Source organism: Crocosphaera sp. (assembly GCF_030064895.1).
Taxonomy (GTDB): Bacteria; Cyanobacteriota; Cyanobacteriia; order Cyanobacteriales; family Microcystaceae; genus Crocosphaera.
In genome coordinates this window covers 75,444-101,873 of sequence record NZ_JASJEB010000003.1, presented here as the reverse complement: position 1 = coordinate 101,873, position 26,430 = coordinate 75,444, and the positions used below count along the sequence as shown (strand labels likewise).

The 26,430-nt window shown below is 36.6% G+C and carries 24 protein-coding genes and 1 pseudogene; 9 read left to right on the top strand and 16 right to left on the bottom strand.

The features are described 5' to 3' along the window. Positions 1-233, top strand: a pseudogene (locus QNJ66_RS01550) (RNA-guided endonuclease TnpB family protein); the annotation flags it as partial. 44 nt (positions 234-277) lie between these two features. Here the strand turns inward: QNJ66_RS01550 and QNJ66_RS01545 are convergent. The 4 genes from QNJ66_RS01545 to QNJ66_RS01530 form a co-directional block, all read right to left on the bottom strand. After that, on the bottom strand, positions 278-715 hold the full coding sequence (locus tag QNJ66_RS01545) for a type II toxin-antitoxin system HicB family antitoxin (protein ID WP_300502375.1): 438 nt from the start codon (positions 713-715) through the stop codon (positions 278-280). A gap of 10 nt (positions 716-725) precedes the next feature. Continuing rightward, a complete protein-coding gene (locus tag QNJ66_RS01540; protein ID WP_300502373.1) occupies positions 726-959 on the bottom strand; it encodes a type II toxin-antitoxin system HicA family toxin in 234 nt (77 codons plus the stop codon). 220 nt (positions 960-1,179) lie between these two features. Then, positions 1,180-2,907 carry a reverse transcriptase domain-containing protein gene (locus QNJ66_RS01535; protein ID WP_300502371.1) on the bottom strand — a complete coding sequence of 576 codons (1,728 nt, stop codon included), beginning with the start codon at positions 2,905-2,907 and terminating at the stop codon, positions 1,180-1,182. Between the two features lie 615 nt (positions 2,908-3,522). Continuing rightward, entirely contained in the window at positions 3,523-4,122 is a 600-nt protein-coding gene (locus tag QNJ66_RS01530; protein WP_300502369.1) for a peroxiredoxin, read from the bottom strand. A 140-nt stretch (positions 4,123-4,262) separates the two neighbouring features. On the opposite strand from QNJ66_RS01530, the gene QNJ66_RS01525 reads away from it, so the two are divergent. Further along, positions 4,263-5,366 carry a transporter substrate-binding domain-containing protein gene (locus QNJ66_RS01525; protein WP_300502367.1) on the top strand — a complete coding sequence of 368 codons (1,104 nt, stop codon included), beginning with the start codon at positions 4,263-4,265 and terminating at the stop codon, positions 5,364-5,366. 313 nt (positions 5,367-5,679) lie between these two features. On the opposite strand, the gene QNJ66_RS01520 is transcribed toward QNJ66_RS01525, so the two are convergent. The 4 genes from QNJ66_RS01520 to fabG all read right to left on the bottom strand — a co-directional run bounded on the left by QNJ66_RS01520 (position 5,680) and on the right by fabG (position 8,757). After that, positions 5,680-6,009 carry a DUF4278 domain-containing protein gene (locus QNJ66_RS01520; protein ID WP_300502365.1) on the bottom strand — a complete coding sequence of 110 codons (330 nt, stop codon included), beginning with the start codon at positions 6,007-6,009 and terminating at the stop codon, positions 5,680-5,682. A 127-nt stretch (positions 6,010-6,136) separates the two neighbouring features. Next, positions 6,137-6,622: a universal stress protein gene (locus tag QNJ66_RS01515; protein ID WP_300502363.1), complete on the bottom strand. Its 486-nt coding sequence runs from the start codon at positions 6,620-6,622 to the stop codon at positions 6,137-6,139. A 97-nt stretch (positions 6,623-6,719) separates the two neighbouring features. Next, positions 6,720-7,901: a hypothetical protein gene (locus tag QNJ66_RS01510; RefSeq protein ID WP_300502361.1), complete on the bottom strand. Its 1,182-nt coding sequence runs from the start codon at positions 7,899-7,901 to the stop codon at positions 6,720-6,722. Between the two features lie 100 nt (positions 7,902-8,001). Beyond that, entirely contained in the window at positions 8,002-8,757 is a 756-nt protein-coding gene (gene fabG / locus QNJ66_RS01505) for a 3-oxoacyl-[acyl-carrier-protein] reductase (protein WP_300502360.1), read from the bottom strand. A gap of 121 nt (positions 8,758-8,878) precedes the next feature. On the opposite strand from fabG, the gene QNJ66_RS01500 reads away from it, so the two are divergent. Both QNJ66_RS01500 and QNJ66_RS01495 read left to right on the top strand, forming a co-directional pair. Continuing rightward, a complete protein-coding gene (locus QNJ66_RS01500) occupies positions 8,879-9,289 on the top strand; it encodes a hypothetical protein (RefSeq protein WP_300502359.1) in 411 nt (136 codons plus the stop codon). 75 nt (positions 9,290-9,364) lie between these two features. Next, positions 9,365-11,944 (top strand): tetratricopeptide repeat protein, encoded by a 2,580-nt coding sequence (locus QNJ66_RS01495; protein ID WP_300502358.1) that lies wholly within the window; start codon positions 9,365-9,367, stop codon positions 11,942-11,944. Positions 11,945-11,990: 46 nt separating this feature from the next. On the opposite strand, the gene QNJ66_RS01490 is transcribed toward QNJ66_RS01495, so the two are convergent. The 5 genes from QNJ66_RS01490 to QNJ66_RS01470 all read right to left on the bottom strand — a co-directional run bounded on the left by QNJ66_RS01490 (position 11,991) and on the right by QNJ66_RS01470 (position 15,967). Next, positions 11,991-13,805 carry an ABC transporter ATP-binding protein gene (locus QNJ66_RS01490; RefSeq protein ID WP_300502357.1) on the bottom strand — a complete coding sequence of 605 codons (1,815 nt, stop codon included), beginning with the start codon at positions 13,803-13,805 and terminating at the stop codon, positions 11,991-11,993. A gap of 112 nt (positions 13,806-13,917) precedes the next feature. Beyond that, positions 13,918-14,220, bottom strand: a complete 303-nt coding sequence (locus QNJ66_RS01485; protein WP_300502356.1) for a hypothetical protein — start codon at positions 14,218-14,220, stop codon at positions 13,918-13,920. A 210-nt stretch (positions 14,221-14,430) separates the two neighbouring features. Further along, on the bottom strand, positions 14,431-14,949 hold the full coding sequence (locus QNJ66_RS01480) for a Spy/CpxP family protein refolding chaperone (RefSeq protein ID WP_300502354.1): 519 nt from the start codon (positions 14,947-14,949) through the stop codon (positions 14,431-14,433). A 41-nt stretch (positions 14,950-14,990) separates the two neighbouring features. Next, positions 14,991-15,395 carry a hypothetical protein gene (locus QNJ66_RS01475; RefSeq protein ID WP_300502352.1) on the bottom strand — a complete coding sequence of 135 codons (405 nt, stop codon included), beginning with the start codon at positions 15,393-15,395 and terminating at the stop codon, positions 14,991-14,993. After that, positions 15,395-15,967, bottom strand: a complete 573-nt coding sequence (locus tag QNJ66_RS01470; RefSeq protein ID WP_300502350.1) for a sigma-70 family RNA polymerase sigma factor — start codon at positions 15,965-15,967, stop codon at positions 15,395-15,397. The genes QNJ66_RS01475 and QNJ66_RS01470 overlap by 1 nt, the downstream gene beginning before the upstream one ends. Before the next feature lie 130 nt (positions 15,968-16,097). On the opposite strand from QNJ66_RS01470, the gene recJ reads away from it, so the two are divergent. The 3 genes from recJ (at position 16,098) to QNJ66_RS01455 (ending at position 20,166) form a co-directional block, all read left to right on the top strand. Next, entirely contained in the window at positions 16,098-18,443 is a 2,346-nt protein-coding gene (gene recJ, locus QNJ66_RS01465) for a single-stranded-DNA-specific exonuclease RecJ (protein WP_300502348.1), read from the top strand. 272 nt (positions 18,444-18,715) lie between these two features. Further along, positions 18,716-19,291, top strand: coding sequence for a L,D-transpeptidase (locus QNJ66_RS01460; RefSeq protein ID WP_300502346.1), 576 nt, complete (start codon positions 18,716-18,718; stop codon positions 19,289-19,291). A gap of 176 nt (positions 19,292-19,467) precedes the next feature. Further along, positions 19,468-20,166 carry a Mo-dependent nitrogenase C-terminal domain-containing protein gene (locus tag QNJ66_RS01455; RefSeq protein ID WP_300502343.1) on the top strand — a complete coding sequence of 233 codons (699 nt, stop codon included), beginning with the start codon at positions 19,468-19,470 and terminating at the stop codon, positions 20,164-20,166. A gap of 181 nt (positions 20,167-20,347) precedes the next feature. Here QNJ66_RS01455 and QNJ66_RS01450 read toward each other — a convergent pair whose 3' ends face one another. Next, a complete protein-coding gene (locus QNJ66_RS01450) occupies positions 20,348-21,709 on the bottom strand; it encodes a hypothetical protein (RefSeq protein ID WP_300502341.1) in 1,362 nt (453 codons plus the stop codon). 299 nt (positions 21,710-22,008) lie between these two features. On the opposite strand from QNJ66_RS01450, the gene QNJ66_RS01445 reads away from it, so the two are divergent. Both QNJ66_RS01445 and QNJ66_RS01440 read left to right on the top strand, forming a co-directional pair. Then, positions 22,009-23,439, top strand: a complete 1,431-nt coding sequence (locus tag QNJ66_RS01445) for a deoxyribodipyrimidine photo-lyase (RefSeq protein WP_300502339.1) — start codon at positions 22,009-22,011, stop codon at positions 23,437-23,439. A 441-nt stretch (positions 23,440-23,880) separates the two neighbouring features. Next, positions 23,881-25,230: a methyl-accepting chemotaxis protein gene (locus QNJ66_RS01440; protein WP_300502337.1), complete on the top strand. Its 1,350-nt coding sequence runs from the start codon at positions 23,881-23,883 to the stop codon at positions 25,228-25,230. Positions 25,231-25,283: 53 nt separating this feature from the next. Here the strand turns inward: QNJ66_RS01440 and QNJ66_RS01435 are convergent, their stop codons facing one another. Both QNJ66_RS01435 and psbU read right to left on the bottom strand, forming a co-directional pair. Then, entirely contained in the window at positions 25,284-25,787 is a 504-nt protein-coding gene (locus QNJ66_RS01435) for a DNA recombination-mediator protein A (protein ID WP_300502335.1), read from the bottom strand. A gap of 182 nt (positions 25,788-25,969) precedes the next feature. Then, positions 25,970-26,338: a photosystem II complex extrinsic protein PsbU gene (gene psbU, locus QNJ66_RS01430; protein WP_300502333.1), complete on the bottom strand. Its 369-nt coding sequence runs from the start codon at positions 26,336-26,338 to the stop codon at positions 25,970-25,972. Positions 26,339-26,430 lie beyond the last annotated feature (92 nt).

Sequence of the window (26,430 nt, the reverse complement as noted above, 5' to 3'; positions counted from 1 at the left end):
GGGATCATAACGCAGCAATTAATATACTTAAAAGGGGTTTGAAATATTTGGGAAATTATCTCAACGGTACGGTAGGGCATATCGAAACCGACTCCATAGCCTTGGGAGAGTCCGACCTCTGGGTTGTTAATGGCAACATTGATAATCTAAGTTGTCTCGTTGAACAAGGAATCTCTAGTAGTGATACCGAGAGAATCCCCCACTATATTGCTACACAAGCGCGGAGCAATTAGTGGTGGGAGTATCTCAAAAGATCATAACTAATATTGCCGAAAAATTAAGAATGAGTAGAATTAATAGTAAGGGAAATTTGTTGACCTAAAGCTTCTAAAGCCCGTTCTATGGTAGGAAGCTTAGTACGATGATGAGGATCAAGAATTCTGCGAACTTCTTTTTCATCAACATTAAGCAAAGAAGCTAATTGTACTTTAGAAAGGGTAGATTCTTTCATAGCAAGATAAACGGATGCTTTAAGGGCAGTTTGAATGGGAAGATAAACCTTGTATTCATCCTCAGTTAAGATTGATGGAATAGGAATCTCTCGTTGATCGTCAATACGGGCTGCGATCGCTTCTTCTAGACAATCACTGGCTTCCCCTAAAGCCGATTCTACATCATCACCTTGAGTGATGGCCTCTGGTATATCTCTCAAAGTAACTACCCATCCACCATCACTTTCAGGAGTTAATTTAGCTCCGTAGCAAAACCGACTCATTGTCATACCTCTAGATAATGTCATCTTCGTCTAAATCTAACTGTTTTAACATCGCTTTGATTGTGCCTGTCTTGAGTTCCTGTGACGGGTTTCTAACAATTGTTAATCTTTCCCCAAAGTATAGAGTGACATGGCTTCCTTTTCCCCGCTTTTTATCCACATAAGCCTCAATCCCTCGTTTTCTTGCTAATTTCTTAATTTTCCTAATAAACTCATTTCCTTTCATTAGACCATTTTCGGACATTTTTGCCCTGTTTGTCAACCACAACTCTTTCACTAAAAAGTAAGTGTGTTAATAACAAAAGCTATGAAAACGGCGAAAAACGCCGTTTATTTATGATTTACCTAAAAAGTCCAGGGTGCAGGAGTTGAACCTGCCTAGCACGAATTAGTTACCTAAGCTATCCAATTACTCGAATAACTCGGCTGCAAAACTGTACGTGCGACTTTCATCGCATACAGCTTCAAGCTACGCCCAATATCTCTTCAGATACCGTCATCTTCTGGTGATAATCCCGACAATAACTATGTACTACAAATTTATTGTCTTTTCTGTTGTTTTTGCGGTCACCATTCTTATAATAGATTTCCATCTTATCCTCAACAGTTAGGTTCATGTTACATAAATAGCATTTACCTTTCTGTTTTTTGAGACCGCTTGCTATATCTTTGGGGGTTTCTGGGTGATTAATCATTCTCTCGTTCCAATATTCCCAATCTCCGTCATAAGGACTTCTATTCCCTTGGACTTTGACATAAGGTGTGCATGGAAACTCATATAGGGTGGGTACAGTATAAGTTTTTCCATTCTCTTTCCAACCAAAAGTGTATTTACTGGTTTTCGATGGATGGAATATTTTTTTACTGATGTACCCTAATCCTTTCTTTGAGAATCTTTTTTTTCCCCAGTTTAGGTACAGTTTATTCAGAAGATGGTATTGCAATTCTTGGAAGGTTTCCCATGAATGACTACCTGTTTTGAAATAGTTTGCCCATTCTCTAATCAACCAACTCAGTCGATTTATCATTAGTTTGGGTTTTTTATCATGTCCTTGATCTAATATCTCTTTAACTCTTTTTGTAAACCTTTTAATCGATTTCTCGGAAGGTTTTACTTTGGTTAAAGTGAGTAATGGTTCCCCGTTAGCTTTTTTCTCAGATTTGTATTTTCCAACCTTAAAGGTTCTGATACTAAATCCCAGAAACTCTAATCCAGGTTTTTCTCCATTATATTCAATCAAGGTATGACCTATTCTGGTTTGCTCAGGATTGAGGGTTAATCCTCTTTGTGATAACCATGCTTCCACCTCTTCTTTTACTTTGATAATTACTTGTTCTTCCTCATGGAAGATAACGAAGTCATTAGCATATCTAATCAGTCTGGCCTCACATATCTCTTTGATTTTTCCCTCTGATTTACCAATTTTGGTTTTCTCCGTAGGAAATTTCTCTGATATATGTTCTTCCATTCCATTTAGTGCGATATTCGCCAGTAGAGGTGAAATTACCTCTCCCTGGGGTGTTACTTTATCGCTTTTATGGAATACACCATCATTCATTACACCGCTTTTGAGCCATGCTCTGATTTGGCGTTCCATAATTGGAAAAGTTCGACACTTTTCGAGAATCGCTGAATGCTTGATCTTATCAAAGCAACCAGAGATGTCCACTTGACAGACAAACTTAGGTTTTCTTCTGATTTGCAATTCGATGGCTTTTACCGCATCTTGACAGTTTTTCCCTGGTCTCCATCCGTAGCTGTTTGGCTCGAATTTTGCCTCCCATTCTGGTTCAAGAGCTAACTTTGCTAATATTTGTTTGGCTCTATCTTCTATGGTTGGGATTTCTAGATTTCCAACTTTACCTTTATCTGAAAGTATTTCTACTCTTCTCAGTGGTTGTGACTTTCCATCTAGTTTTAGGGTTCCTGCTGATTTGATGAGTTCATCATTACTGATAACTGTTTGACCATCGATCCCTGCTATCCTTTTCCCCTGATTATCCTGGGTGACTCTTCTAACTGCTAACAATTTAGCGTTATGGGAGTTTATCAGGATTTTCTGGTATTTAACAACAGATTTTTTATCACCTTTGAGAGATGATTCGTAAATCTTCGATTGTAACTTTGATACTTTGTATTGGATGTTACCCCAATCCAATTGTACCCATTCTGCTTCTTGAGCCTTAGACATTAGTTCAATCGTTGATTCGTTCTAACGTAGCCACTTATCTTTGAGCATATCCATCGCCATTACAACGAGGCTTTAGCTTGAGATAAGTTCCTTCCCTCTCCAACCGAGTCTTGACCTAACTCCCCACTAATGTAGGTATTGGTTGGATTGGTTCCCCAGACTTTGTTTCCATCCTTTTCGTCCACTTAGGTTCCTACTTTCTACGGTGTAGTCTTGGTTGTCAGATTCCCACTTCTCAACATGGGTTATACCCTGCTACATTGTACTTTTGTACGCAGTGTATCAGTCCTTTTCACTGCTGCATCTTGACCGTAGTTCCGACGTAGGTTCACTTTCGTTAACCTTATGAACTCCCAAGCTTTACTTTGGATTGGACTAATCCTCATGTAAAGTTTTGTTACTTGCTTCTCTCCTTAGTGTGGTCAGACCTAAGAAGTGTAACTTGGAGTCACCATCTGACATGGTGGTAGGACTTTCACCTACAAGGGGTGGAAATGTGCTGGTCGCACTGAGTTCGTTGCCTAAACCGCTCGGCCAACCCTGGTGGTTAGGATAATGATTTTATCCGTCTTACGATTATAGCGTTTTTGGGACTTAGATTCCAGTTAAAAAATTTTAGACGGCTGAGAAATAAATCTTAGATTTAATGGGGTCAGGAATCATAGTTTTATCCCCTTCTTGCCAGTCTGCTGGACAAACTTCTTCGGGATTATTTTGAACGTGTTGGATAGCTTTGAGAGTGCGTAGGGTTTCGGTTACACTGCGGCCAAAGGAAAGATTATTAATGGTTGAGTGTTGAATAATACCTTCTTTATCGATAATGAATAAGCCCCGTAAAGCTACTCCAGACTCTGGATCAAGTACATTATAGGCTGTACTAATTTCTTTTTTTAGGTCAGAGACTAAAGGATAGGCCACATCTCCTACTCCTCCTTCTGTGCGAGGGGTTTGAATCCAGGCGAGATGGGAAAATTCACTATCAACAGAAATCGCCAATACTTCTGTATTGATCTTAGCAAATTCTTCGTAGCGATCGCTAAAGGCTATGACTTCTGTGGGGCAAACAAAGGTAAAATCCAAGGGATAGAAAAAGAGGACAATATACTTACCACGGTAGCTAGAAAGCTTTTTCGTCTGAAATTCTTGATCAATAACAACTGTTGCCGTAAAATCGGGTGCAGCTTGGCCAACTCGCAAGCATCCTTCGATAGTCATCGTCTAGTCTCCAAAAATCAAATGACGGTGCTACCCGTCCCAATTAATTCTATTCTACAAATCTATCACAAGTCCCAATTTGTTGTAATCTCCTCAAGTTATCATATTATCATTTATTGTCTTTTTTCTAAGTTGCTATAATGTTTTGTCGTTTTATATTAACTATTTGCCTGCTTATTTGTTCTCCTTTTTCCAGTATTTTGCTGGCTGAAACTGAGTCCACTGTAGAAAAACCTCCTTTAAAAGTAGGAGTAGTGGGTTCTCCTCCTTTTGCTCAATATAATGAAAAAAACTTTCAGGGAATTAGTGTTGAATTATGGCAAGAAATTGCTGCTAATATTAATCTTCAATATCGTTTAATCCCTCAACCAGGGATAACTGTAGGCATTGATCGGGTTGTGGCTGGAGAGTTAGATGTTTTAATTGGACCGATTAGTATTACAACAGAAAGATTCAGAAAAGTTACTTTTACTCAACCTTATTTTAATGCAGAAATTGGTCTATTAGTTTCAGGAGAAAGTGTTTCAGTTTGGAGACGAATTCGTCCTATTTTTCAAGTGGCGGTTATTTCTTCTGTGGGAGGTTTATTTTTAATCCTTTTTATTGTGGGAAATTTAATGTGGTTAGCGGAATCTCGACGCAATCCAGAACAGTTTCCTAAACAATATATTCGCGGAGTTGGCAATGGAATGTGGTTCGCTTTAGTAACTTTAACGACTGTTGGTTATGGAGATAAAGCTCCTGTTACTAAAATGGGTAAGGTTGTTACCAGTTTATGGATGTTAATTACTATGGTAGCTGCTTCCTCTTTAACCGCAGGTATTGCTACAGTTATGACATTATTATTATCTGCCGAAGTCATCAAGGAATTTAGCCAACCGGAGGATATGAGAGACAAGCAAATTGCTGTTGTATCGGGAACAACTGGAGAAAAATGGGCGCAAACCTATGAAGCGCGTTTATTACCTTCTTCTAATTTAGAACAGGCAATTGAGCGTTTAAAATCGGGACAAGCTGAAGGGTTTCTTTTTGATGTTCCTGCTCTAAGATATTATCTCTATCAGAATCCTACAGCACCTTTTAAAATTGCTAATTTAGCTATTACTTTTGAAGATTATTCTTTTATTTTACCCTTAGATAATCAATTAGCTCGACAGTTGGATCTAGAGATTATCGAGTTAAAACAATCGGGTCGGTTGGAGGATATTATTCAACTAGAAATACAAGGAAGTTTTAATGATTAATAATTCCCTCACTCTTTCTGTCTAAGTTGCTACTTCTTCTTTTTGTTTTTTTACTTTGCCCAAAAGAGCGAGGTAAGCATTTTTTAGTATAGCAGTCGCCAAGGCTATTAGGACATTTTTCTGTTGCCTGTTGCCTGTTGCCTGTTGCCTTAAAATACAATTTATGTGTCCTAACTAACCTGTCTATTGCTATATAAGCACCAAAATATATCAGGCTTAAAATAATCTTTATATAGAGTTATTCTTAAGCTGATATTTTACGGAAATAAGTAGCTAAATGCTTACCAATATGTACTAAATTAATAGTTAAAAATTAATATTCAACTCCTCTATATCGACGTTTTTTTCCAGAGGATTGATTGGTTTCTTTAACTTTTGCTTGAGAGGGTTTACTTTGAATCTCGACACCTCTATATTTATGAACTATTTTTGGTTGCTCTGAGTTGGAAGATTTACTAATAGGTTTTAACTCTCTATTAACTACAGTAAGATTATTACTTTTTAGTAATCTTAAAATGGTTGTCCAATTTTCTTGAGAATGATCTTGTAACCATCTTTCGCAAATTTTTATTCCTTCTAATGGTTCAATATTAAAACGCATCAGTAAGATAGTTAAAACACTATGTTGGTGAGTGTTGAGCATTTGATTCGTTTCCCAAATTATTTTGATGTATATTTGCTTCTTAGTATTCCCACTTAGATAACAAAATTGACACTATGGTAAAAAATCTTTTGCTCCGCGATCGCTCATTTTTGGGAGAATACTTTAGTTACTTACTTTGAACGATTAATACTGAACAAGGGGCATGATGTAAAACATAGTTACTAACACTACCTAAGAAAAATTCTTGGAGTCCGGAAAGTCCCCGATGGCCCATAACAATAACATCAGCGTGCCATTCTTTAGCTACTTTACAAATTCTTGATCCAGGATTACCATAAACTTGTTGAAATTCTGTAGTAACACCGCTTTTTGTTGCTTGATTTTGATAGGATTCTAGCATTTTGATTCCAGCTATTTCAAAAGCTTCCCATTGTTCTTTCCAGGTTTCTAGGGTTAAATCATTGCCGGCTGCGGGATACATTTCTGTAAGATCAGAAGGAACGGGTAAAGGACTATTTTCTTCTTCTGCTGAGAGAATATGTAATAGTAATAGTTGTGAATTTTGTTCTTGTTTGGCTAATGATAAACCGTGATTAAAGACAGTTTCTGCCATCTTAGACATATCTAAAGCGATTAAAATTTTTTGATACATAGTTTTTCTCAACGGTAAATAAACTTAATTGATAATAGTTGTTGGCGATCGCTTATAATCACCCATAGCTGCCAATGGAAGTAGTGTTTTCTGTATCTTAACGCCACTCCACTAAAGAGTAAGCACCTTGATACCGCTCACGGAAAAATTCACGCTCAGGATAGTCAATTTGGGAATCTCCCACAACCCGATCATCATCATGAATAGCTAACAATTTCGTTGCTGATAGAGCGATAATACCTTCGGTTTTATGAGCAAAGAGTAATGGTTCTCCGTTACTTTTAGTTACTAGAGTGGGCGGTTTTTGCGCTTCTAAATCATCGAGGGATAAAGTCCAGAGATAAGCTCCAATATCTGTATCCCTGTCCCCTAATTCATAAGAAGTGGTGATCAAAAGTTGTTGATGATATTTGTCCCAAGCAACACTGGATAACCCGACGGGAAAATCAATTTGAGGATGAGTTTGGGGATCATATTTGTAAACCCTCTTAAAGTTTCCCAAATGCTGATGGTTTTTGCCTTTCCACTCACTAGCTACTAATTCCAGGGTGTAGTCAAAATCCTTGAAGTTGGTTCCCAGTTCACGGATTCCAAATAACATTTTTCCTTTTGGTATCATAGCCAATCCTTCTACTTTCCAGTAAGGGGCCCCTGAAGGAAATTTTTCTGTGGTCAAAGCACGTAGAAAACGAGGACGAAGACTCAAGGAACTGGCAGGAAAACCAGTGGGTTCCATAACTTGTGCTTTCTCCTCTTTGCCTACTTCCCAGGTTAGGAGGGTATTGTATGAATCTTTACTAGCATCGTCAAGAAATACGCGGTCAAAACCAGAGGTTAAAAAGACACGGTTGCCCTTTCCTTGTTCAAGGGCGAAATCTTCTGCTTTACTCTGTTGTTTAACTTTGGGAACTTCTACGTATCCAGTGCGGTTGAGAATGTTGCCGTCGAGTTCAGCAGTCATGACAGAAGATGCACCAGGAATATCCTTATCAGAGGCTATATAGCAGTCGCCAAAGCTATTAGGACATTTTTCTGTTCCCTGTTCCCTGTTCCCTGTTCCCTTAAAATATAATTTATGTGTCCTAACTAGCCTGTCTATTGCTATATATAACTGATTTCCAGCTTGAATGATAGCAGAGGGTTCACAAAAAACGGGTTTACTTCCATCTTTTGGATAGCTCAAACTTTGCTCGAAGCAATCAAATACACCACGATAAGTAATTTCAGCCGTGCTAGGATTGGCTAGGGTAATTCCCATGGGTGCGCTCAAAAGTAGCATAACTACTACTAGAATTGGAAGCAGTGCTTGATTTAAGAGCTTATTCTCTATCATGTTCAGGATTATTGGGACTTTTCTGCGATATTGGGGTTAAGAGAGTTTAGGCCATCACCATACCACCATCTACATTGAAAACTTGTCCTGTGATGTAAGCGGCGGCTGGATCAGTTGCTAAAAATCTTACCATTCCTGCTACTTCTTCGGCGTTTCCTAATCTTCCCAAGGGGATAAACTGAAGAATATCCTCGGTTTTAACTTTTTCTGTCATATCGGTGACAATAAAGCCCGGAGCCACTGCATTAACAGTAACACCACGAGGAGCAACTTCTTTGGCTACTGCTTTGGTTAAACCGATTACGCCAGCTTTGGCTGCGCTATAGTTAGCTTGGCCAGGGTTGCCCATTTGCCCAACTACTGAGGAAATATTGATAATACGCCCAGTTTTTTGCTTTAACATGGGTTTGGTGACGGCTTTGGTACAGAGAAAAACGCCGGTTAGGTTGAGATCGATCACCGCTTGCCAGTCTTGGGGTTTCATGCGCATTAAGAGGGTATCACGGGTGATCCCTGCGTTGTTAACTAAAATATCGATGCGCCCAAACTTTTCTAGGGTGGTTTTGATCAGGTTGTCTACTTGTTCACTTTTAGAGACATCTCCTTGAACTGCGATCGCTTCTCCTGAGTTTTCTGTAATTAGTTTAACCACTTCGTCTGCTGCATCGCTGGAACTGGCATAGTTGACCACTACTTTTAAACCCAGGGTTCCCAATGCTAGGGCGATCGCTCGACCGATACCCCGTGATGCTCCGGTAACGATGGCAACTTGTTCGTTGAGGGGTGGGGCGACAGTTGACATAATATTTCCCTTTTCTCGATTGCTTGACAATTATATTATGTTTTGAAGCAAAAAAGGGGAATAGAATATTACTATAACCTAAGTTGCCATTATATTTAATTTAGTCCAACCACTTAAGACAATGGAACCAATCACAACCACTGTAATTGTAACTTTAGCCTTTACAAAATTTCTCGAAACAACTGTCGAGAAGTTTACTGAGGGAGGGTTAGAGAAAATAGAAGAACTACGTCAAAAAATTTGGAGTAGACTACGAGGAAATGCTAAAACTGAAGAAGCTTTTAAAGCGGTAGAAGCACAAAAAACAAAAGATATTACTCCCATTGTTAATTATCTAAATGATTTAGAAGACCCGAAATTTTTGGAAGAATTACAAACTTTAGCCCGACAAATCATTAATATTGGCACAGTTGAAGGGGAAAACTGGAATGTGTCTGGTGGTGTTGTTAATTATATCAAGGAAAGTAAAGCACCCAATATTCAAGGTGATAAAAACACCATTAATATTAGCTATAATAACCCACCTTCTTGAAAGGATTCGCCTGATGGGAAGCAGGTAAAACAAATTCCTCTAAAGTATATCCCTAATAGTCCTTCTCCTTACTTCGTGGGTAGGGAAGATGAGTTAAACTGGCTGCATGATACTGTTGCGCAACAGAACGCAGTAGCTGTATCTGCGGTTGCAGGAATGGGAGGTATTGGCAAAACGGAGTTAGCGACACAGTACGCTACACAATATAAGAAAGATTATAGGGCGATCGCTTGGATAAGAGAGTCTATCGGTGATATTCGCGTCGATGTCATTAATTATTGCATCAATCAGGGGATCAAGATTCCGCAAGAGTATCAAAGTCTTTCTATTGTGGAACAGATAGACTACTGTTGGCAAGAGTTTCATGGTGTAGGGGTGAACGGTGGTTCACCCATCAAGAAACCTATTTTAGTGGTCTTTGATGATATTACGAATATTAATCATCTCGGTGAAGTTATCCCGAAAATACCAGGGTTTGGGGTCATTATTACTACCAGAATAAGGGAGTTACCCACGCAAGTTGTCACCCGTTATTTAGATGTACTGGAACCCGACGCAGCTTTTGACCTATTAAAAGAGCTTGTGGGCAAAGATGACCCCCGAATGAAAAATCAGGAGGAAGATGCCAGAAAACTCTGTCAATGGCTGGAATACTTGCCTCTGGGAGTAGAATTAGTCGGGGGATATTTACACAGTGACCCCGATCTTTCCTGTGAGTATATTTTAGAAGAACTCCAGGAATTAGGGTTAGAAGATGAGGCATTACAGCGTAATAAACCCACCTTTAATGCAGCTACAAGGGGGGTGAAAGCAGCTTTTGAGTTAACTTGGTCAAAACTATCATCCTACGCCCAAGAAACCGCTTTATTGTTGTCTGCTTTTGCTCCTCAAGATATTATTTGGAAAATAGTAGAACGTACTGCGATCGCAGAAGAGTTTAAAGAAGTACGTCAACCTCTTTCTCTGAAGAAACGGCAGTTAAATAATGGGAAAAAAGAACTGATTAAATATCACGTCTTGCAACTCCAAGATAAAAATGAGACAGACAGCGTTAACTATAGAATTCATGCATTAGTTCATCTCTTTTTAAAAGAAAACTTAGCCGAACAGGAACGGTTTGAACTATTGTCTATTGTTACTAATGCGTTGATTTATATTGCTAGGAGTATTGATTATGGTATTACCCTAGAACAAGTTAACAGCCTTAGTCCTTTTATTATTCATCTGGAAGCATTGGCAAAAGATTTATGTTTAAACATTGAGACTGTCGAAGCAAATAATGAAGAGATATCGTATATTAAAATATACCAACAGCAACGACAATTATCTGTTAAAGATGAAGATTTGATTACTGCCAATAATAGGTTAGGTCGATTTTATGAAGGACAAGGCAACTATGCAACTGCTTTACCTTGGTATGAACAAAATGTAAAATTGTTGAAAAGTCGTTTAGGTGATCGCGATCCTGATACCGCCACCAGTTTAAATGATTTAGCTAAACTCTATGTTAACCAAGGAAGATACCCAGAGGCTGAACCTTTGTACAAAAAAGCTTTAGCCTTGAGAAAAGAAATATTAGGCTCTCGTCATCCTTCTGTGGCTAGCAGTTTAAATAATTTAGCAGAACTTCACCGTAAGCAAGGAAGATACCCAGAAACTGAACCTTTGTACAAAGAAGCTTTAGCCTTGAGAAAAGAAATACTAGGCTCTCGTCATCCTTCTGTGGCTAGCAGTTTAAATAATTTAGCTATACTCTACTATGACCAAGGAAGATACATAGAAGTTGAACCTTTGCTAAAAGAAGCTTTAGCTTTGAGAAAAGAAATATTAGGCGATTGCCATCCTTATGTAGCTGACAGTTTAAATAATTTAGCAGGACTTTACTATAAGCAAGGAAGATATCTAGAAGTTGAACCTTTGTACAAAGAAGCTTTAGCTTTGAGAAAAGAAATATTAGGCGATTGCCATCCTTATGTAGCTGACAGTTTAAATAATTTAGCCCTCATCTACGATAAGCAAGGAAGATACCCAGAAGCCGAATCTTTGTACAAACAAGCTTTAGCCTTGCATAAAGAAGTATTAGGTGATCGGCATCCTAATGTAGCTATCAGTTTACATAATTTAGCAGGACTTTACTATAACCAACAAAAATACCTAGAAGCTGAACCTTTGTACAAAAAAGCTTTAGCTTTAAGAAAAGAATTATTAGGCGATCTCCATCCTGATGTAGCTGACAGTTTATATGGTTTAGCCGAACTTTACCATAACCAAGAAAAATACCCAGAAGCTGAACCTTTGCACAAAGAAGCTTTAGCCTTGAGGAAACAAATATTCGGTGATTGCCATCCTCATGTAGCTTTCAGTTTAAATGGTTTAGCTCGACTCTACAGTGACCAAAGAAAATACTCAAAAGCTGAACTATTGTATAAAGAATCTTTAACCTTGACAAAAAAAATATTAGGCGATCGCCATCCTCATGTAGCTACCAGTTTAAATGATTTAGCTAGTCTCTACGGTAACCAAGAAAGATACCAAGAAGCAGAACCCTTATTTATTGAAGCGGTAGCTATTGCAGAAGAAACATTAGGGTTTGATAATCCTAAGACGGTTATTATGCGAGAGAATTTAGCTTATCTTAGAAATGCTCAATCATAAGGATTATACTTCTAGATTGAAAGGCAGAATAAGGAACTTGTTTTAATTAAGACAATTCTCCTGTTTCTTGTAGGGAATGTAAACGGTGATAAATACCTTGATGTTCTAAAAGTTGTTGATGATTTCCTATTTCAACAATTTTTCCATCGTCTAAGACGACAATTTTATCTGCTTCTCGGACGGTACTTAAACGATGAGCAATAATTATGGTGGTTCTTGTGCCTAAAATAGATGACATAGCTAACTGTATTAGTTTTTCTGATTCGTAGTCTAAACTCGAAGTAGCTTCATCAAAAATTAATACATCAGGTTCAACAATTAATGCTCTAGCAATACCAATTCTTTGGCGTTGTCCTCCTGATAAACGGACTCCTCTTTCTCCAACAATTGTGTAGTAACCTTGAGGAAATTGGTTGATAAATTCATCAACTCTGGCGATTTTACTGGCTGTTTCTACTGCTTCAAAACTAACACTTCTATTGCCATAAGTTAAGTTATCTAAGAGGGTTCCATTAAAAATTTCTACTTCTTGGTGAACCATTGCTAAACGTTGTCTATATTGAACTATATCTAGGGTTTTAATGTCTTGTCCATCCATTAAAATTTGTCCTTGAGTAGACTGAAAATACCGTAATAATAGTTTAATTAAAGTTGATTTTCCTGATCCTGATTTTCCAACAATGGCAACGGTTTCATAGGGATGAATCAAAAGGTTAATATTCTGCAAAACCCAATTATTTTCGTGGTAAGCAAAGGATAGATTATTAAAGTGTATTTTGCCTGTAAATTGATAGGGTTTATGGTTAATAGATTGCTGGGTTAAAATTGCTGCGTCTTCCCCTGATGGACTGTGTAAAAATTCATGAAAGCGACTCATGGAACTGTAACGACGGGCAAAAATTTCTGCTAGTTGGGTGATGGGGTCTAATTCCGCATAGGCCATACTAGAAACGGTAATTAGGGTGATAAAATGACCTAAAGAAATATAACCTTGGACTGTAATAACTAAGCTATATACAAGGATTAAAAATACTGAAGATTGAATTACTGTTTTTTGCCAAGTTACTAATTTTACATATTCTTTATGAATACGAAATAGTATATATTTTAATTCTCTATCTAATCTTTTATCTTGTCGTCTTAATTCTCTTCTTTCTGTAGAAAAGCTTTTAACTGTTCTTATATTAGTAATTAGTTCTGAAGTTAAACTTTGGGTAGTTTCACTATGTTTGTCTAGTAGTTCTTCCTGTATTAAAATCTTGCTTAAATGTTTTATACTAAAAATCAGAATTAGAGTAAATGATATTATAAAAATAACAGATATTTTCCAATCAATTAGTAAAATTATTACAAAAATACCCAAAACTCTAATTATTTTAGGTATTAATTGTCCAGCAATTTCTGGATAAGTCCATAACTGATTTTCTACTCCTTTAGCAATACGATTAGTAATCCTTCCAGGGTTATATTCATCATAAAAAGATAGAGGTAAAGTTAGTATTTTTCTTACTGTATCTTTTAACTGTTCTTGACGAACTTTAAAGGCAATCTCCCAGTGAAACCAATCGGTTAACCAGGGTTGAATAGGGGAACGAACTACTGTTACTAAGCAGATAATTCCTAACAAAATTACTAAAGAGAATACTCGATTATTAGGAATATTTGTGATATTAGCCAGCAAATTAACTAAATTTTGTAAGATATTATCGATAGGTTGATAGGAGAGAACATTAATAATTTGTCCTGTAACATAAGGAACCATTAAATCAATGATTTCTAAAGCTCCAGAGAGTAAAATGGAAAAGATAGCAATCTGTCTATAGTTACGGTATGATTTGATTAAATCTTTCCAAGAAATCATGATTTTTATTATAGTAATTTATCTTTAAAAATTTCTTTATATGTTAACACAATTTTAGGTAAATTCACCAATATGAATTATTAAAATTTTTCAGTTAATTTTAGTTAAATCTCTATTTTTCTAATTGATTAATCCGCTTTTCTAAGTCCATGACTCTTTCTTTTAATTCTATCACGAGGGTAGATAACCGTTCAAATAAGGGGTCACTTCTTCCAATAATTTCACCGTCAACTATTTGGGGTGAAGGGTTCAATGGAGGGATATTATTATTGTTATTTGAACCTTGTCTTAGGTTAGTAACTGCGCTTTCTAAGCGACTAACTCTAGCTTGTAAGCGATTAATTTCTCCTCGTAAACGGTTCTCAACACTAGCTGAGACAGGATTGATTTGTTTAACGAAGATAACAATTAGCAAGATAATTATAATTAATCATAGTTGAGTCTGTTTGAGCATTTTTTCTAGTTATTTACTTAAATAATATCCCTTTCTTACTCGGAATTACAATTATAAATACAAACAGGAAATTAAGAATTTAGAATCAAGTAATAGTTCAATCATAATTTTTCAATTCTAGATTCCCAATTTCATATCTTAATATCATTACACTTCGGTAATTAATAATTATTAATTATTAGGTAAATTAGGACGATTTCTACCTCTTGCTTGACGACGTTGCTGTAAAAATTGAGCAAGTCTTTGACGTTGTTCTGTATTTAAAATTGTTCGCATTTCTAACATACTTTCAAAACGTATTTTTCCCATTTGTTGACGAAGATTAGCAATTTCTTGATGCTTACGTCTTAGGTCACTTTCTGATGCATTTCCTTGCATCATCCGATTTAATTCTTGGGATTTTGCTTGCATTTGTTGTGCTAAATTTTGCATCTGAGGGCGATATTTTTTCCTGATTTCACCCAGTTGTTGCATTTGCTGATCGCTAAGATTTAATGCTTGTTGAAATTGTTCTGTTCTCTCTCTTCTTCTATTTCTTCTAGATTGAGTTTCTTCATCTTGAGCCAAAATTTTTGTTTCGGAAAGTAAGACAGATGAATAAGGTTCGTTAGAAGAACTAGCTAAGGCTATAGTTCCTCCAATACCAAGGGTTAGAACAGTTACAATTAAGGCAAATTCTCTAGAAATCATGGTTCCTCTTACTGATTATTAATAGATTAAATGGTAACAATTCAAGGCTGTGAGCTTAAATATTGATTATCAATATTATCAGCAGAAATCCATTGATAATAAACAGATTGATCTTGATTTTCCCAAGGAGATGTATTGATTGTTTCTTCCCAGGTGCTGACCATAAAATTTTCTGTTTCTGCTGTTTCAATTGTTTGAGATTGATAAACAAACTGTTCATATTCAGAGGGTTTAATCAGATTATAAGCTCCCCATATTCCTAAGATACTTGTTGTAATAATAGTGGGAACTAACCATCTCAATTTAGGATATCTACGATGTTGGGATTCATGAGAAACCCTAATATAGATTTGTTTTTCCAAGTCGCAGTCTGCTGGTGGTGGTAAGGGACGATATTGTTGCAGAAAGTAGATTAATTCTTGATCATCTTTCGGGAATTGAGACATTATAAAGCTCCTTGTTCTTTCAAAAACTTACGCATTTGTTTTCTGGCATAAAATAAACGAGATTTAACAGTACCAATAGGTAATTCTAGGATATGAGCAACTTCTTTTTGCGGTACATCTTCTAAGTCATGTAACACTAAAACAGCACGATGTTCTAAACTTAATGCTCGTAACCCTTGCTGGACTAAATCTTGATAATGAAGTCGCATTAAATCCGGTGTATCTTCGGGGCGAGATGGCATAATATTTAATATTGTACCATCATCATTGACAGATAAGTTTTGGGCAAATTTTCGTCTTTTATCTGTGGCAACATTCCAAGCAATACGATACACCCAAGTGGAAAAATAAGAGGGTTCTCTTAGTTTTGGTAAACCTTTCCACACTCGCATAAATACTTCTTGTACTAAGTCGTCAAGCACTTCACTACCACATAATTGATAGAGAGTTGCTCTGACTCGTTGTTGATAGCGTCGGTATAATTCTTGGAAGGAAAGGGTATCTCCTTCTTGACACCGAAGCACTAAGTCTATTTCTTTTGCATTGGCAGGGTTGTCTGCTAACACCTTCATGGTTGCTCTATGGCTTAATTCGTCTCTTTAGACTGGAGGGTGTATCAAAAGGTTCAAAGTAATTTTTGATGCTAAAATAAAAACAATAGTAGGAACAATAATCTTAATTTTTAATTAAAAATAGTTATTAATGGATAATATTCAATGTCAGTGGCAAGTTTTACCACTTATTTCTTTACCGTCTTGGTTTATTGATTGTGTTAATAAATATTGTGCTAATTCTCAAGGTAATTATGCTGCTCAACTATTATGGCAGAGAGGTATTCAAAACCGAGAACAGTTACAAGGTTATTTAGATAGTAATTATTATCAACCTTTGAGTCCTTTTGAATTTGGTTATGAGATGAAATTAGCTATAGAAAGGCTAAAAATTACTATAGATAATCAAGAGAAAGTAACTATTTGGGGAGATTTTGATGCGGATGGAATTACCTCAACTAGCGTTTTATGGGAAGGACTAGGACAATTTTTGGTTCCTCATTTACAACTTAATTATTATATTCCTAATCGCTCTAAAGAGTCCCACGGTTTAAATATTCCAGGAATTAAAAAATTAGCTGCTGAAGGAACAAATTTGATTGTCACTTGTGACACGGGAAGCACTAATTTGGAAGAGATAAATTATGCTAATTCTTTAGGTATTGATATTATTGTTACCGATCATCATACTTTACCCGATGAACGACCAGAAGTAATTTCTATAATTAATCCTCGTTATTTTGTTGAGGAACATCCTTTATTTTCTTTATCGGGTGTTGCCGTAGCTTATAAATTAGTTGAAGCATTATATTTAACCTTCCCAGAAATACCGAATAGTCCTTTAGAAAATTTGTTGGATTTGGTGGCTATTGGTTTAATTGCTGATTTAGTAGAATTAAAAGGAGATTGTCGTTATTTAGCACAGCAGGGATTAAAAAAGTTACAGAAACAGTTAACTAATACTACTCGTCCAGGGGTTGCTTATTTACTGAAACTATGTAAAAAAAGTGGCGATCGACCCACGGATATTTCTTTTGGTATTGGGCCTAGAATTAATGCTATTAGTCGCATTCAAGGGGACGCTCATTTTGCTGTAGAATTATTAACCAGTAAAGATGATAAACGTTGTTATAAACTTGCTTTAGACACAGAATTAGCTAATACTCGTCGTAAGTCTTTACAAAAGGATATCAAGAAAGATGTAGAGAAAAAATTACAAATGTTAGACTTGTCAACTACTCAAGTTATTGTTTTAGAAGATCCCCAATGGCAAAGTGGTGTTTTAGGCTTAGTTGCAGGACAAATTGCTCAAGAATACAGTCGTCCAACTATTTTATTAACTACGGCTGAAACAGAAGATATGAGCGAAAATAATGTTAAATTAGCCAGAGGTTCCGCCCGTTCCATTCATAATATAGATTTGTATAAGTTAGTTGCTTCTCAACAATATTTATTACATCGTTTTGGAGGACATCCCTTTGCAGCAGGGTTAAGTTTACCTGTTGAAAATTTATCTTTATTTAGAGAAAGTATTAATCAACAACTGAGACAAGAAATTATTGATATTAATACATTAAGTTCAACTATTACAGCAGATTTAGTGGTAACAGTTTCTCAACTAGGTCAATCTTTATTTAGGGAACTAAAATTATTAGAACCCTACGGAATGGGAAACCCTGTACCTAGATTATTAATTCAAAATTGTTGGTTTGAAGGTTTAGGAAATAGGAATATTAAAGACGCTAAAGATAATAAAATTCAATACATCAAAACTAAGTTTAATATTTATGATTGTTCCGTTGCTGAGGGGTTTCCTGGTATTTGGTGGGAACACTATCAAGAAGAATTACCCCAAGGGGAAGATAAACTATGTGATGCTATTGTTGAACTGGATTATAATACCTACGGAAAAGGTAGTTATGAAGTCCGTTTAATCGAAGTTAGAGAAAGTTTAAATGTTGCAGAAAATGAGCCATTACAAATAACTCAAATTAGTTTAATAGACTACAGAAATCAAGATGAAGTTACGAAAATAGACCGAGAAGTAGAACAATTAAATACTTGTCCTATTAGTTGGCATCAATTACAAAAAAAATATCGAGAAAGTTGTAAAAATCAACATAATTTAGCCCTAACTTATGGTTATTATCAGCCATTTAATTCCTCAGAAATTATCAAAAAATTAATCGGTATTGCTAAATATATTAACCGTACTCAGAAAGAAATAACAAAAGAACAATTAAAAGAAAAATTATTGTTAAGCGATCGCACGTTAAATTTAGCGTTAGAATTGTTAGAAAAAATAGGTTTTGTAATCAGTGAAACTTCCGAAACCATTGAAATTAGAGAAATAACTGACCAATCAGAAGATTATTATCTATCACAAATAATTTTTTTAGACACCCTCGAAGAAGAACATTTTAAAAGAAAGTATTTTACTCAAATTCCCATAGAAACCTTGCAAAAGTTACTAATTTATGAAAGTTTAAACCCCTAATACTTCTACTCCATTCCGTCATAAATTCTATCTTTTTCGATAACAGTAGATAGATAGGATTTGTTATTCGTTCCTTTTTCGTAACAATACGTGAGTATTTTAAAACAACTCCTACTTTGCAAAGATTAAAAAAAGATGAAAAAAACAACTATTAAGAGAGTGCTAATTTTTGGGAACCCTTTTTTAGAACACTTTTAGAATACAGGGAAGTTATGTTACTCTTCTCCTTTTTTTTTGTTAAACATTCGTCATTTTTACGCCAATTGACAACTATGAAATTATCTCTTTCTTTACTCACACTCACCCTTATTAGTGGAAGTTTACTCTTACCCGTCGAAGGAATCAACAAAAAAGCGATCGCCTCCGACGAAACAACCCCAGTTACCCCGACCATAGAATTACCCGTTAGTCAACCCACAGAAGAAGCGGCCATTTCTACTCCTGCGGAAAACGAAAAAAACTTGGCCACACACGTAGTTCTTAACCTCAAAGAACGTCGGGTTTATGTTTATCAAGATGATCAAGTCCTTGCCAACTATCGGGTTGCTATTGGGAAACGAGGATGGGAAACCCCTAAAGGTAACTTTTCCGTAATTGAAATGGTGGAAAACCCCCAATGGAAAAACCCCTGGAACGGTCGGGTTAGCGCACCCGGTCCCAATAGTCCTTTAGGAGAACGCTGGATTGGTTTTTCGAGAGAAGAAGGCAAATACATCGGATTTCATGGCACTCCAGGAGAACACGTCATGGGACAAGCGGTTTCTCATGGTTGCGTTAGAATGCGCAACCGAGATGTCAAAGAATTGTACGAATTAGTAGAAACAGGAATTCCCGTGATTGTTCAATAAATTACTGAAGGTTAGTCAAATAAAAAGCTAAACTAAAATAAAGGGGAACATAAAATTTCTGACAGTTAAACTAACAAACATGGATAGGGATAAAGATCATCAATATTTGCCTGTCCCTTTCGTCAGAAGCTATATGTTCCCCGTGAGTCACCTAAAAAGTTGATTAAAAAATTCTTATGGCCAGTCTAGCTCAATCTCCATACACAAAAGAACAAATTTCAGCTTGGTTAAGAGGTTTATTGACCATTGCTTGGTGTGATGGGGACTATGACCCTCAAGAACAGCAGTTAATCGCAAGTTTAACAAAAGATTTAGCCATCGATGACCAAGAAGTGGTTCTCTACCAATCCATTGAACCAGAGGAGTTGGCTGATATTTTAGGAAATGATCCCAAAACAGGGGAAAACTTTTTAAGGACTGCAGTGTTAGTAGCGATCGCCGATGGAGTTTATTCTCCACCAGAGGCTGAACTCTTACATCGATATAGCGACGCTTTAGGGCTAAAATTAGAAGCCTTAGCGTCTTTAGAACTTACTCTATGTAAAGGCCATGAAGACGATCCTCAAGCCCAAGAAATCGGCGATTCAGCCCCCTTGGTGAGTTCGGATCACCCTCATCCCGATTTATTGTATCCTCTCAAAGACTGGTTAGATGGGATGGATATTCACGATCCCAGTGTAGCCAGATTTATTTGTAAGATGATTCCCCCTCAATGTCCCTTTGAGAGAGATATTAAACTTTTTGGTCACAAAGTCGTTCATATTCCTCCTTTATGTAAGCTGAATCCTGTGTATGAGCAGTTAGTTGGCTTAAGATTTCGGGCTTTATGTTATTTAGCTGATGAATGTAAGGAAGATATTTCCGAGTTTACCTAGATGTAAAAGTTGACCTTTGCTCAATAAAAAATAATCAACCAAAGTACATCTAACTCACTTATAAGTTAGGGTACTTTGGTTTTTTGACACTCCCACGAGTAGAACTGCGTGGGATTCTTGCTTCATTTCCTCTTAGCTAGACACAATTATCAAGGTGGAAGGTGCAAGATTTAAGTTAAATCTACACAATTCTGGGCAACTCTAATCTAATATCCCTCAACCCCCCTGCAATCGTTGCTTCTTCAGTAGACTCCGCCTCTTGCCTATATAATTCATTAAGATTCAGATTGATCCATTTGCACAAAGAGTTCATGTTCATAACCTTATATTCATCATTTTCAGTCACTTCTATCCACTGTAATCGTTGACTTTGAAGGACAACCAGTAGGAACTTATAGCCTCTTTTAAAAGTTAGATTGTTTGAACTCGATAATTTTTGATTATCTATTACTTGTTTTGTGGTGTCTATTGCATCAAAAAACTCTTCAAGAAACTTAGAACCCTGTCCTCCTAAAGTAAGCTCAATGTATTCAACCGCGTTTTCTATAGACGCTGAATCACCTGGGTTAACATGGTCGTATGGAATTCCTTTATATTTGCCAGAATCCATGATGGTTTTTCGGGCATCTTGAAAACCTTTTATCAAGTTAGATATTTCTTCTGATAAACGTTGAAACGGAACTTTATCTTTCTTCTGTTTTATAGTAGTTCCAAGCAATATAGCAAGTCCATCAGTCATGCAAGCAATAATCAATGGAGGAATAGCTTTTATATCCTTTCCTACTACCATATAATAGGGTTCCATCAATTTAATTGCAGTTTTATCGCTTAATCCATATTTTTCGCGATCTAACGGTTCATGATATATTGGCGGTAGGTATTGCGTTGGTACTTGGCTTAATGCATAACTATCCTTATCAAATATTTCATTCGGATCAGAAATTGTTTCTGTTGGATAGTCCATGATCTCTTTAAGACCTACTACAATTGGCTCTAAATCAGCAATCTCCTTACGTTTTTCTGAAGCTTGACGCAGATGTTCCTGTGCTTTACCTCCTAGTCCAGGAATACCCGAAGCTCCTTTACCCTTTACTTCATTGTTGTACTCAGATTCATGGTAGGATTTCTGACTTACTAATTTTTCTAACCGTGATTCAAGCTCTGTATATACATCTCTAACGAGGATATTGTGCTGTGCAATAGCAGTATCGAGTTGATAGGCATCCACAGCAGGAGCAGTCAGAACGTGATAGTAAGTAAAGAATGAAGTGTAAACACTGACAAAAGATAGTATAAGTACACTTGTCCACTTCCTCAAAGGAGCCGAGCGAACAATCAAACCAGTAAGCATTAAAAACAGAAGAAGTTGTATCGCTATGCCAAAATAGACTGCAATTCCCTCATGTCCGACAATATGTTTAGCTCCCTCAATCGTTGCATAACCACTCGCGAAATTCAGTATGCATAATCCCATAAAGAGGATGTTCTCCCTATGGTTAGGAAAAAGCTGTCCGCTTATTAACTTATCCAAAAGATTAGTCATAATCCTGATTTTTCCAACGTCCAATTGATAATATTTCTCTCAATGCTAAGTGTAGATTTTGGGACAATATAGAATCTACAGATTTGCTTAATGGTAGTAAAATTAAATTTAATGTGAATATGTCAAAACTTATATAGGTTAAAAAAATAGTTGGTAATGATATGTTTCTACGAACTGAAATTAGATTTTATGAAGATGAAGTTAGACATTTAGGGCAGTCTGTGTGTCAAGAAGCCGTAAAATAGTTAACAGTAAGGTTTGTATCTTGCCCACCTCATCTTTATCCATAACCTTTTTCCATGACAAATAGTGTAATTTTTTGGCATCGTCGCGACTTAAGAGTATCTGATAATATTGGACTTTCTCAAGCTTATGAACACAGTTGTAAGTTAGTGGGTTTATTTTGTTTTGACAGTCATATTTTCAACCGAGATGATCTTGCACCTGCCAGAATAACTTATATGTTAGGGTGTTTGCAAGAGTTACAAGAAAGCTATGAAAAATTAGGTGGTCAATTATTAATTTTTCAAGGCAACCCGACACAAATCATACCTCAAGTTGCAGATGCTTTAAAGGTTAATTGTGTTTTCTGGAATAATGACATTGAACCCTACAGTCAGAAACGGGATAATGAAGTTATTGAAGCCTTAAAAGAAAGAGGTATTCAAGCACAAACCTATTGGGATCAATTATTACACGCACCGGGAGATATCCTCACTAAAAGTAATAATGCTCCTTATAAAGTTTATACTCCTTTTTGGCGCAGTTGGATCAAAGAAGAAAAAGCTAATATTGCTCAATCGCTGGAAAAATTAGACAGTTTAAGCGAGGCAGAAATAAACCTAGTCAAAGACTTAGGAATGATTGACTTACCTACAGCCAAAGACTTAGGTTATAGTTGGGATGCCCCCTTGATTTTAGAAGTAGGAGAAACAGCAGCTAAAGAACAACTTAATTACTTTTGTGATAGTGCAGTTTATAATTATCAAGAACAAAGAAATTACCCTGCTATTAACGCAACTTCTACACTGAGTCCTGCTTTAAAATTCGGTGTTATTGGTATTCGCGAGGTTTGGCAAGCAACCGTTACAGCTTATGAAAATACCCGCAGTGATGAAGCAAGAGACAACATACAAACTTGGCAAAAAGAAATTGCTTGGCGAGAATTTTATCAACATTGTATGTACTTTTTCCCTGAGTTAGAAGAAGGTCCCTATCGACAAGAATTTAAAGACTTTTCTTGGGATAATAATCAACAATATTTTCAAGCTTGGTGCGAAGGAAAAACAGGTTATCCTATTGTTGACGCTGCCATGAGACAGTTAAATGAAACCGGATGGATGCACAACAGATGTCGCATGATTGTTGCTAGTTTTTTGACCAAAGATTTAATTATAAATTGGCAGTGGGGAGAAAAATATTTTATGCAAAAATTGATCGATGGAGACTTATCTGCTAATAATGGAGGGTGGCAATGGAGTGCATCTAGTGGAATGGACCCGAAACCCTTACGCATTTTTAACCCTGCTAGTCAAGCACAAAAATATGACCCTGATGGTGAATATATTCGTTTATGGGTTCCTGAAATAAGTTCTCTTGATACAGAATATTTAGTAACAGGAAAAATACCACCTTTAGAAGCCCATAGTTGTGGTTATCCTCAACCTATTGTTGATCATAAACAGCAACAAAGAGAGTTTAAAGAACGATACAAACAGATTAAAAATTAGTTAGAACATTTTCCATCTCTTTAACTGTTATTCCTCCTTCCTCATATTTCGGAGTAAACAATCAAAAAGCCAATGTAATCTATAAAAATAGACATATTTCTTGCTCTTAGAGCCTAAATACACAGTTTTCTAAGGAAATCTTGAAAAGATATAGCAATAGACAGGCTAGTTAGGACACATAAATTGTATTTTAAGGCAACAGGCAACAGAAAAATGTCCTAATAGTCTTGGCGACTGCTATAACCCTCTTCTGTCAGACTCCGAAAAATGTGGGTCAAACCCTGATTCTCTCGTAAGGTGTCGTTGGCTGTAATGATGGAAATTCGTCAGAATTTCGGAAAGTGACAGAAGAGGGATAAATATGATAATTTTTAACTTTTAAATGGGTAGATTAAGAAAAGAAGCAAAAAAAATTGTCTTATGATAAAATTTATGAAATCCATGAAAATTTCAACTCAATTAAAACTATGTGTTGCTGGTGTTATACTGACAACATCGGGAACAATTATAAGCTTATCAATGTTTAACGTAAAAGATGCACATAGAGTGAATGAAGCAGGAATTGTTAGGGGAGGGACTCAACAAGCAATTAAATTAGAATTATCAAGACAAGAAAATGATGAATTAATTCAAGCTCTGAGCCGTAGAATTAATGAATTAATTAATGGCGGCAAAGAGTTTGACCTAGAAAAAACGAAGGATTCTGATTTTTTAGATAAGATAAGAAAAGTTGATAAATCTTGGAAAAATATTCAAAAAATAGTCCAAAAAAATCGAGAAAATTCTCAATATTCAAGTGAACTATTGAAAGCCAGTGAAGACTTATTCAAAGTCACTAACGACGCAGTATTTGCAGCAGAAGATATTGTTGAGAAACAGGCCACAAACTTCAAACTGGTTAAATATATTCTAGTAGTAATACAATTGCTTGTGGCTGGAGCAATTGTGATTACTATTCGGAATATTGCTTTATCAATGAATACATTTACGGGAAATATTGCCTCTTCCTCCACAGAAATTGTCACCACTATTGAACAACAAGAAGGGACTATTTCTCAACAAGCTAGTTCTGTTCACGAAACCACCACCACGATGAATGAACTAGGAGCAGCCTCCCTACAAGCGGCAGAACAAGCCGAAGCTTCATCAGCAGGAGCGCAAAAAGCGTTGACATTAGTTGAACAAGGAACCCAAGCGGTACAACAAACCCAAGAAAGCATGAATATGCTCAGAGAACAAGTGGAAGCGATCGCTGAACAAATCATTCGTCTGAGCGAGCAAACAGGTCAAATTGTCGGGGTATCGGAACTGGTTGCTGATTTAGCCAATCAGACCAATATGTTAGCCCTAAATGCTGCGGTAGAAGCCGTCCGCGCAGGAGAACAAGGGAAAGGGTTTGCCGTTGTTGCCCGAGAAATTCGCAAACTGGCTGATGAAAGCAAAAACTCTGCCGATAAAATCAATAATTTGATTACAGATATCCAAACAGCCATGAACAGTACCGTCATGGTAACGGATGAAGGAACCAAGAAAACCGAAGAAGGAATCAAACTCACCCAAGGAACCGCTGCCACTTTTGCGGGAGTAACAGATGCAGTAAATACTGTTTTCGTCAATAGTCAACAAATATCTTTGTCTGCCAGACAACAAGCGGTGGCTGTTCAGGAAGTGCTTTCTGTCATGAATAACATTAACTTAGGGGCGCAAGAAACCTCTGTTGGGATCAGCCAAGTTAAAACTTCAACTCGTCAACTCGATGAGGCAGCCAAAGACTTACAAGCAGCAGTTTAGGTGAGAGTGTCAACAAAACTAGGCAATTTTTTATATAGAAATCAGGTTGCTAATTAATCAAAATAGAATAAAGTTACCAGCTTTCTTTGTTCTTCTGCTTCTTCGCAAGTTTTTAACAAGGTATGACTGTCATGAAAAGCAAAACAAATTAACTGCTGACAACGAGAAACGATTTCTCGGTTACATAAAGCACTAGCTTCTCCTAAAGATAACCCATCATTGTCGGGGTTTTCTACTAAATGAATGACCCTCTCTAATTGTTCTTTTGACTCTCTAGGCTGCTTGCTCAAACTTTGGGGTAAAATTACCGTTAGCAGGTTGGGATCAGCGCGCATAGCCCCTTTAATAGCGGCTGCATTAGTTCCTGTTGCACCGGATGTCATCAAGCGGTTGCCACCTAAAACAAGGGCATAACTCATCATTTCGATTAACTGTTGATGAGTGATGGGGACATGGCGCGAACCCAATAAAGCAATACGTTTTGAACCTGTTTGCTGTATGGCAGCGAGTTCCTGCGCCAAAGTATCTAAAGTAGGAATATCAATTGATTGACTCAAAGATTCTCTCGTAGACTGCAAGTAATCGTCTGTTATTGTAACAAAGGTTTCTCGCTTATGGAACTTTCTTTAACAATTTTTCTGAAGTTTTTAGTAATTTTGAACTAAAAAATAGCTAATCGCCATTCATCTCCACCTTGTAGAAGCATAGGGATGAATGGCGACATTAGAATAAAAATAGTTTAGTATAGTCCAGGATTTAAACGATCGCCCCCTTCGTTTAATTCATCAGCAGGAGGGGTTACCACAAACTTGTCTAAATTAGATTCTAAACGCTGTTTTTGTCGGTCGCTGAGTCCAGGAATATCCAAGACTTCTTCTACAGTGTCATAAGGAGCATACTTGATGATTTTAGCAGCCAAATTGGGGTAGAATCCACGAAGATCACGGAACTGGCGGATATGATCGTTATTTAAGTCAATTTTTTGACCAAATTCTGTGGTTAACATAGAATCAACTGGGTTTAATTCAGCCGCAACAGCAGAACCCACAAAACCCACGGAACTGATTAGTACCATTAAAATAGCAAAAAGACGAACAAGAGTTTTCATTACCATGATTCTCCTAAAAATCTGTGTTGGTATTATGCACATGATTGAGGGGAATAGCCTTAATCAGTGCGAAAAAATTTTAGACAATCTTA

Coding starts and splice junctions, on each gene's coding strand:
- QNJ66_RS01440 (WP_300502337.1), top strand. CDS start 23,881: ATGAAAATTTCAACTCAATTAAAACTATGTGTTGCTGGTGTTATACTG.
- QNJ66_RS01510 (WP_300502361.1), bottom strand. CDS start 7,901: ATGCTACTTTTGAGCGCACCCATGGGAATTACCCTAGCCAATCCTAGC.
- QNJ66_RS01530 (WP_300502369.1), bottom strand. CDS start 4,122: ATGACTATCGAAGGATGCTTGCGAGTTGGCCAAGCTGCACCCGATTTT.
- QNJ66_RS01545 (WP_300502375.1), bottom strand. CDS start 715: ATGAGTCGGTTTTGCTACGGAGCTAAATTAACTCCTGAAAGTGATGGT.
- QNJ66_RS01540 (WP_300502373.1), bottom strand. CDS start 959: ATGTCCGAAAATGGTCTAATGAAAGGAAATGAGTTTATTAGGAAAATT.
- QNJ66_RS01490 (WP_300502357.1), bottom strand. CDS start 13,805: ATGATTTCTTGGAAAGATTTAATCAAATCATACCGTAACTATAGACAG.
- QNJ66_RS01515 (WP_300502363.1), bottom strand. CDS start 6,622: ATGTATCAAAAAATTTTAATCGCTTTAGATATGTCTAAGATGGCAGAA.
- QNJ66_RS01500 (WP_300502359.1), top strand. CDS start 8,879: ATGGAACCAATCACAACCACTGTAATTGTAACTTTAGCCTTTACAAAA.
- QNJ66_RS01535 (WP_300502371.1), bottom strand. CDS start 2,907: ATGTCTAAGGCTCAAGAAGCAGAATGGGTACAATTGGATTGGGGTAAC.
- fabG (WP_300502360.1), bottom strand. CDS start 8,757: ATGTCAACTGTCGCCCCACCCCTCAACGAACAAGTTGCCATCGTTACC.
- QNJ66_RS01470 (WP_300502350.1), bottom strand. CDS start 15,967: ATGAAGGTGTTAGCAGACAACCCTGCCAATGCAAAAGAAATAGACTTA.
- QNJ66_RS01450 (WP_300502341.1), bottom strand. CDS start 21,709: ATGACTAATCTTTTGGATAAGTTAATAAGCGGACAGCTTTTTCCTAAC.
- QNJ66_RS01525 (WP_300502367.1), top strand. CDS start 4,263: ATGTTTTGTCGTTTTATATTAACTATTTGCCTGCTTATTTGTTCTCCT.
- QNJ66_RS01445 (WP_300502339.1), top strand. CDS start 22,009: ATGACAAATAGTGTAATTTTTTGGCATCGTCGCGACTTAAGAGTATCT.
- QNJ66_RS01480 (WP_300502354.1), bottom strand. CDS start 14,949: ATGATTTCTAGAGAATTTGCCTTAATTGTAACTGTTCTAACCCTTGGT.
- QNJ66_RS01520 (WP_300502365.1), bottom strand. CDS start 6,009: ATGCTCAACACTCACCAACATAGTGTTTTAACTATCTTACTGATGCGT.
- QNJ66_RS01475 (WP_300502352.1), bottom strand. CDS start 15,395: ATGTCTCAATTCCCGAAAGATGATCAAGAATTAATCTACTTTCTGCAA.
- psbU (WP_300502333.1), bottom strand. CDS start 26,338: ATGAAAACTCTTGTTCGTCTTTTTGCTATTTTAATGGTACTAATCAGT.
- recJ (WP_300502348.1), top strand. CDS start 16,098: ATGGATAATATTCAATGTCAGTGGCAAGTTTTACCACTTATTTCTTTA.
- QNJ66_RS01455 (WP_300502343.1), top strand. CDS start 19,468: ATGGCCAGTCTAGCTCAATCTCCATACACAAAAGAACAAATTTCAGCT.
- QNJ66_RS01460 (WP_300502346.1), top strand. CDS start 18,716: ATGAAATTATCTCTTTCTTTACTCACACTCACCCTTATTAGTGGAAGT.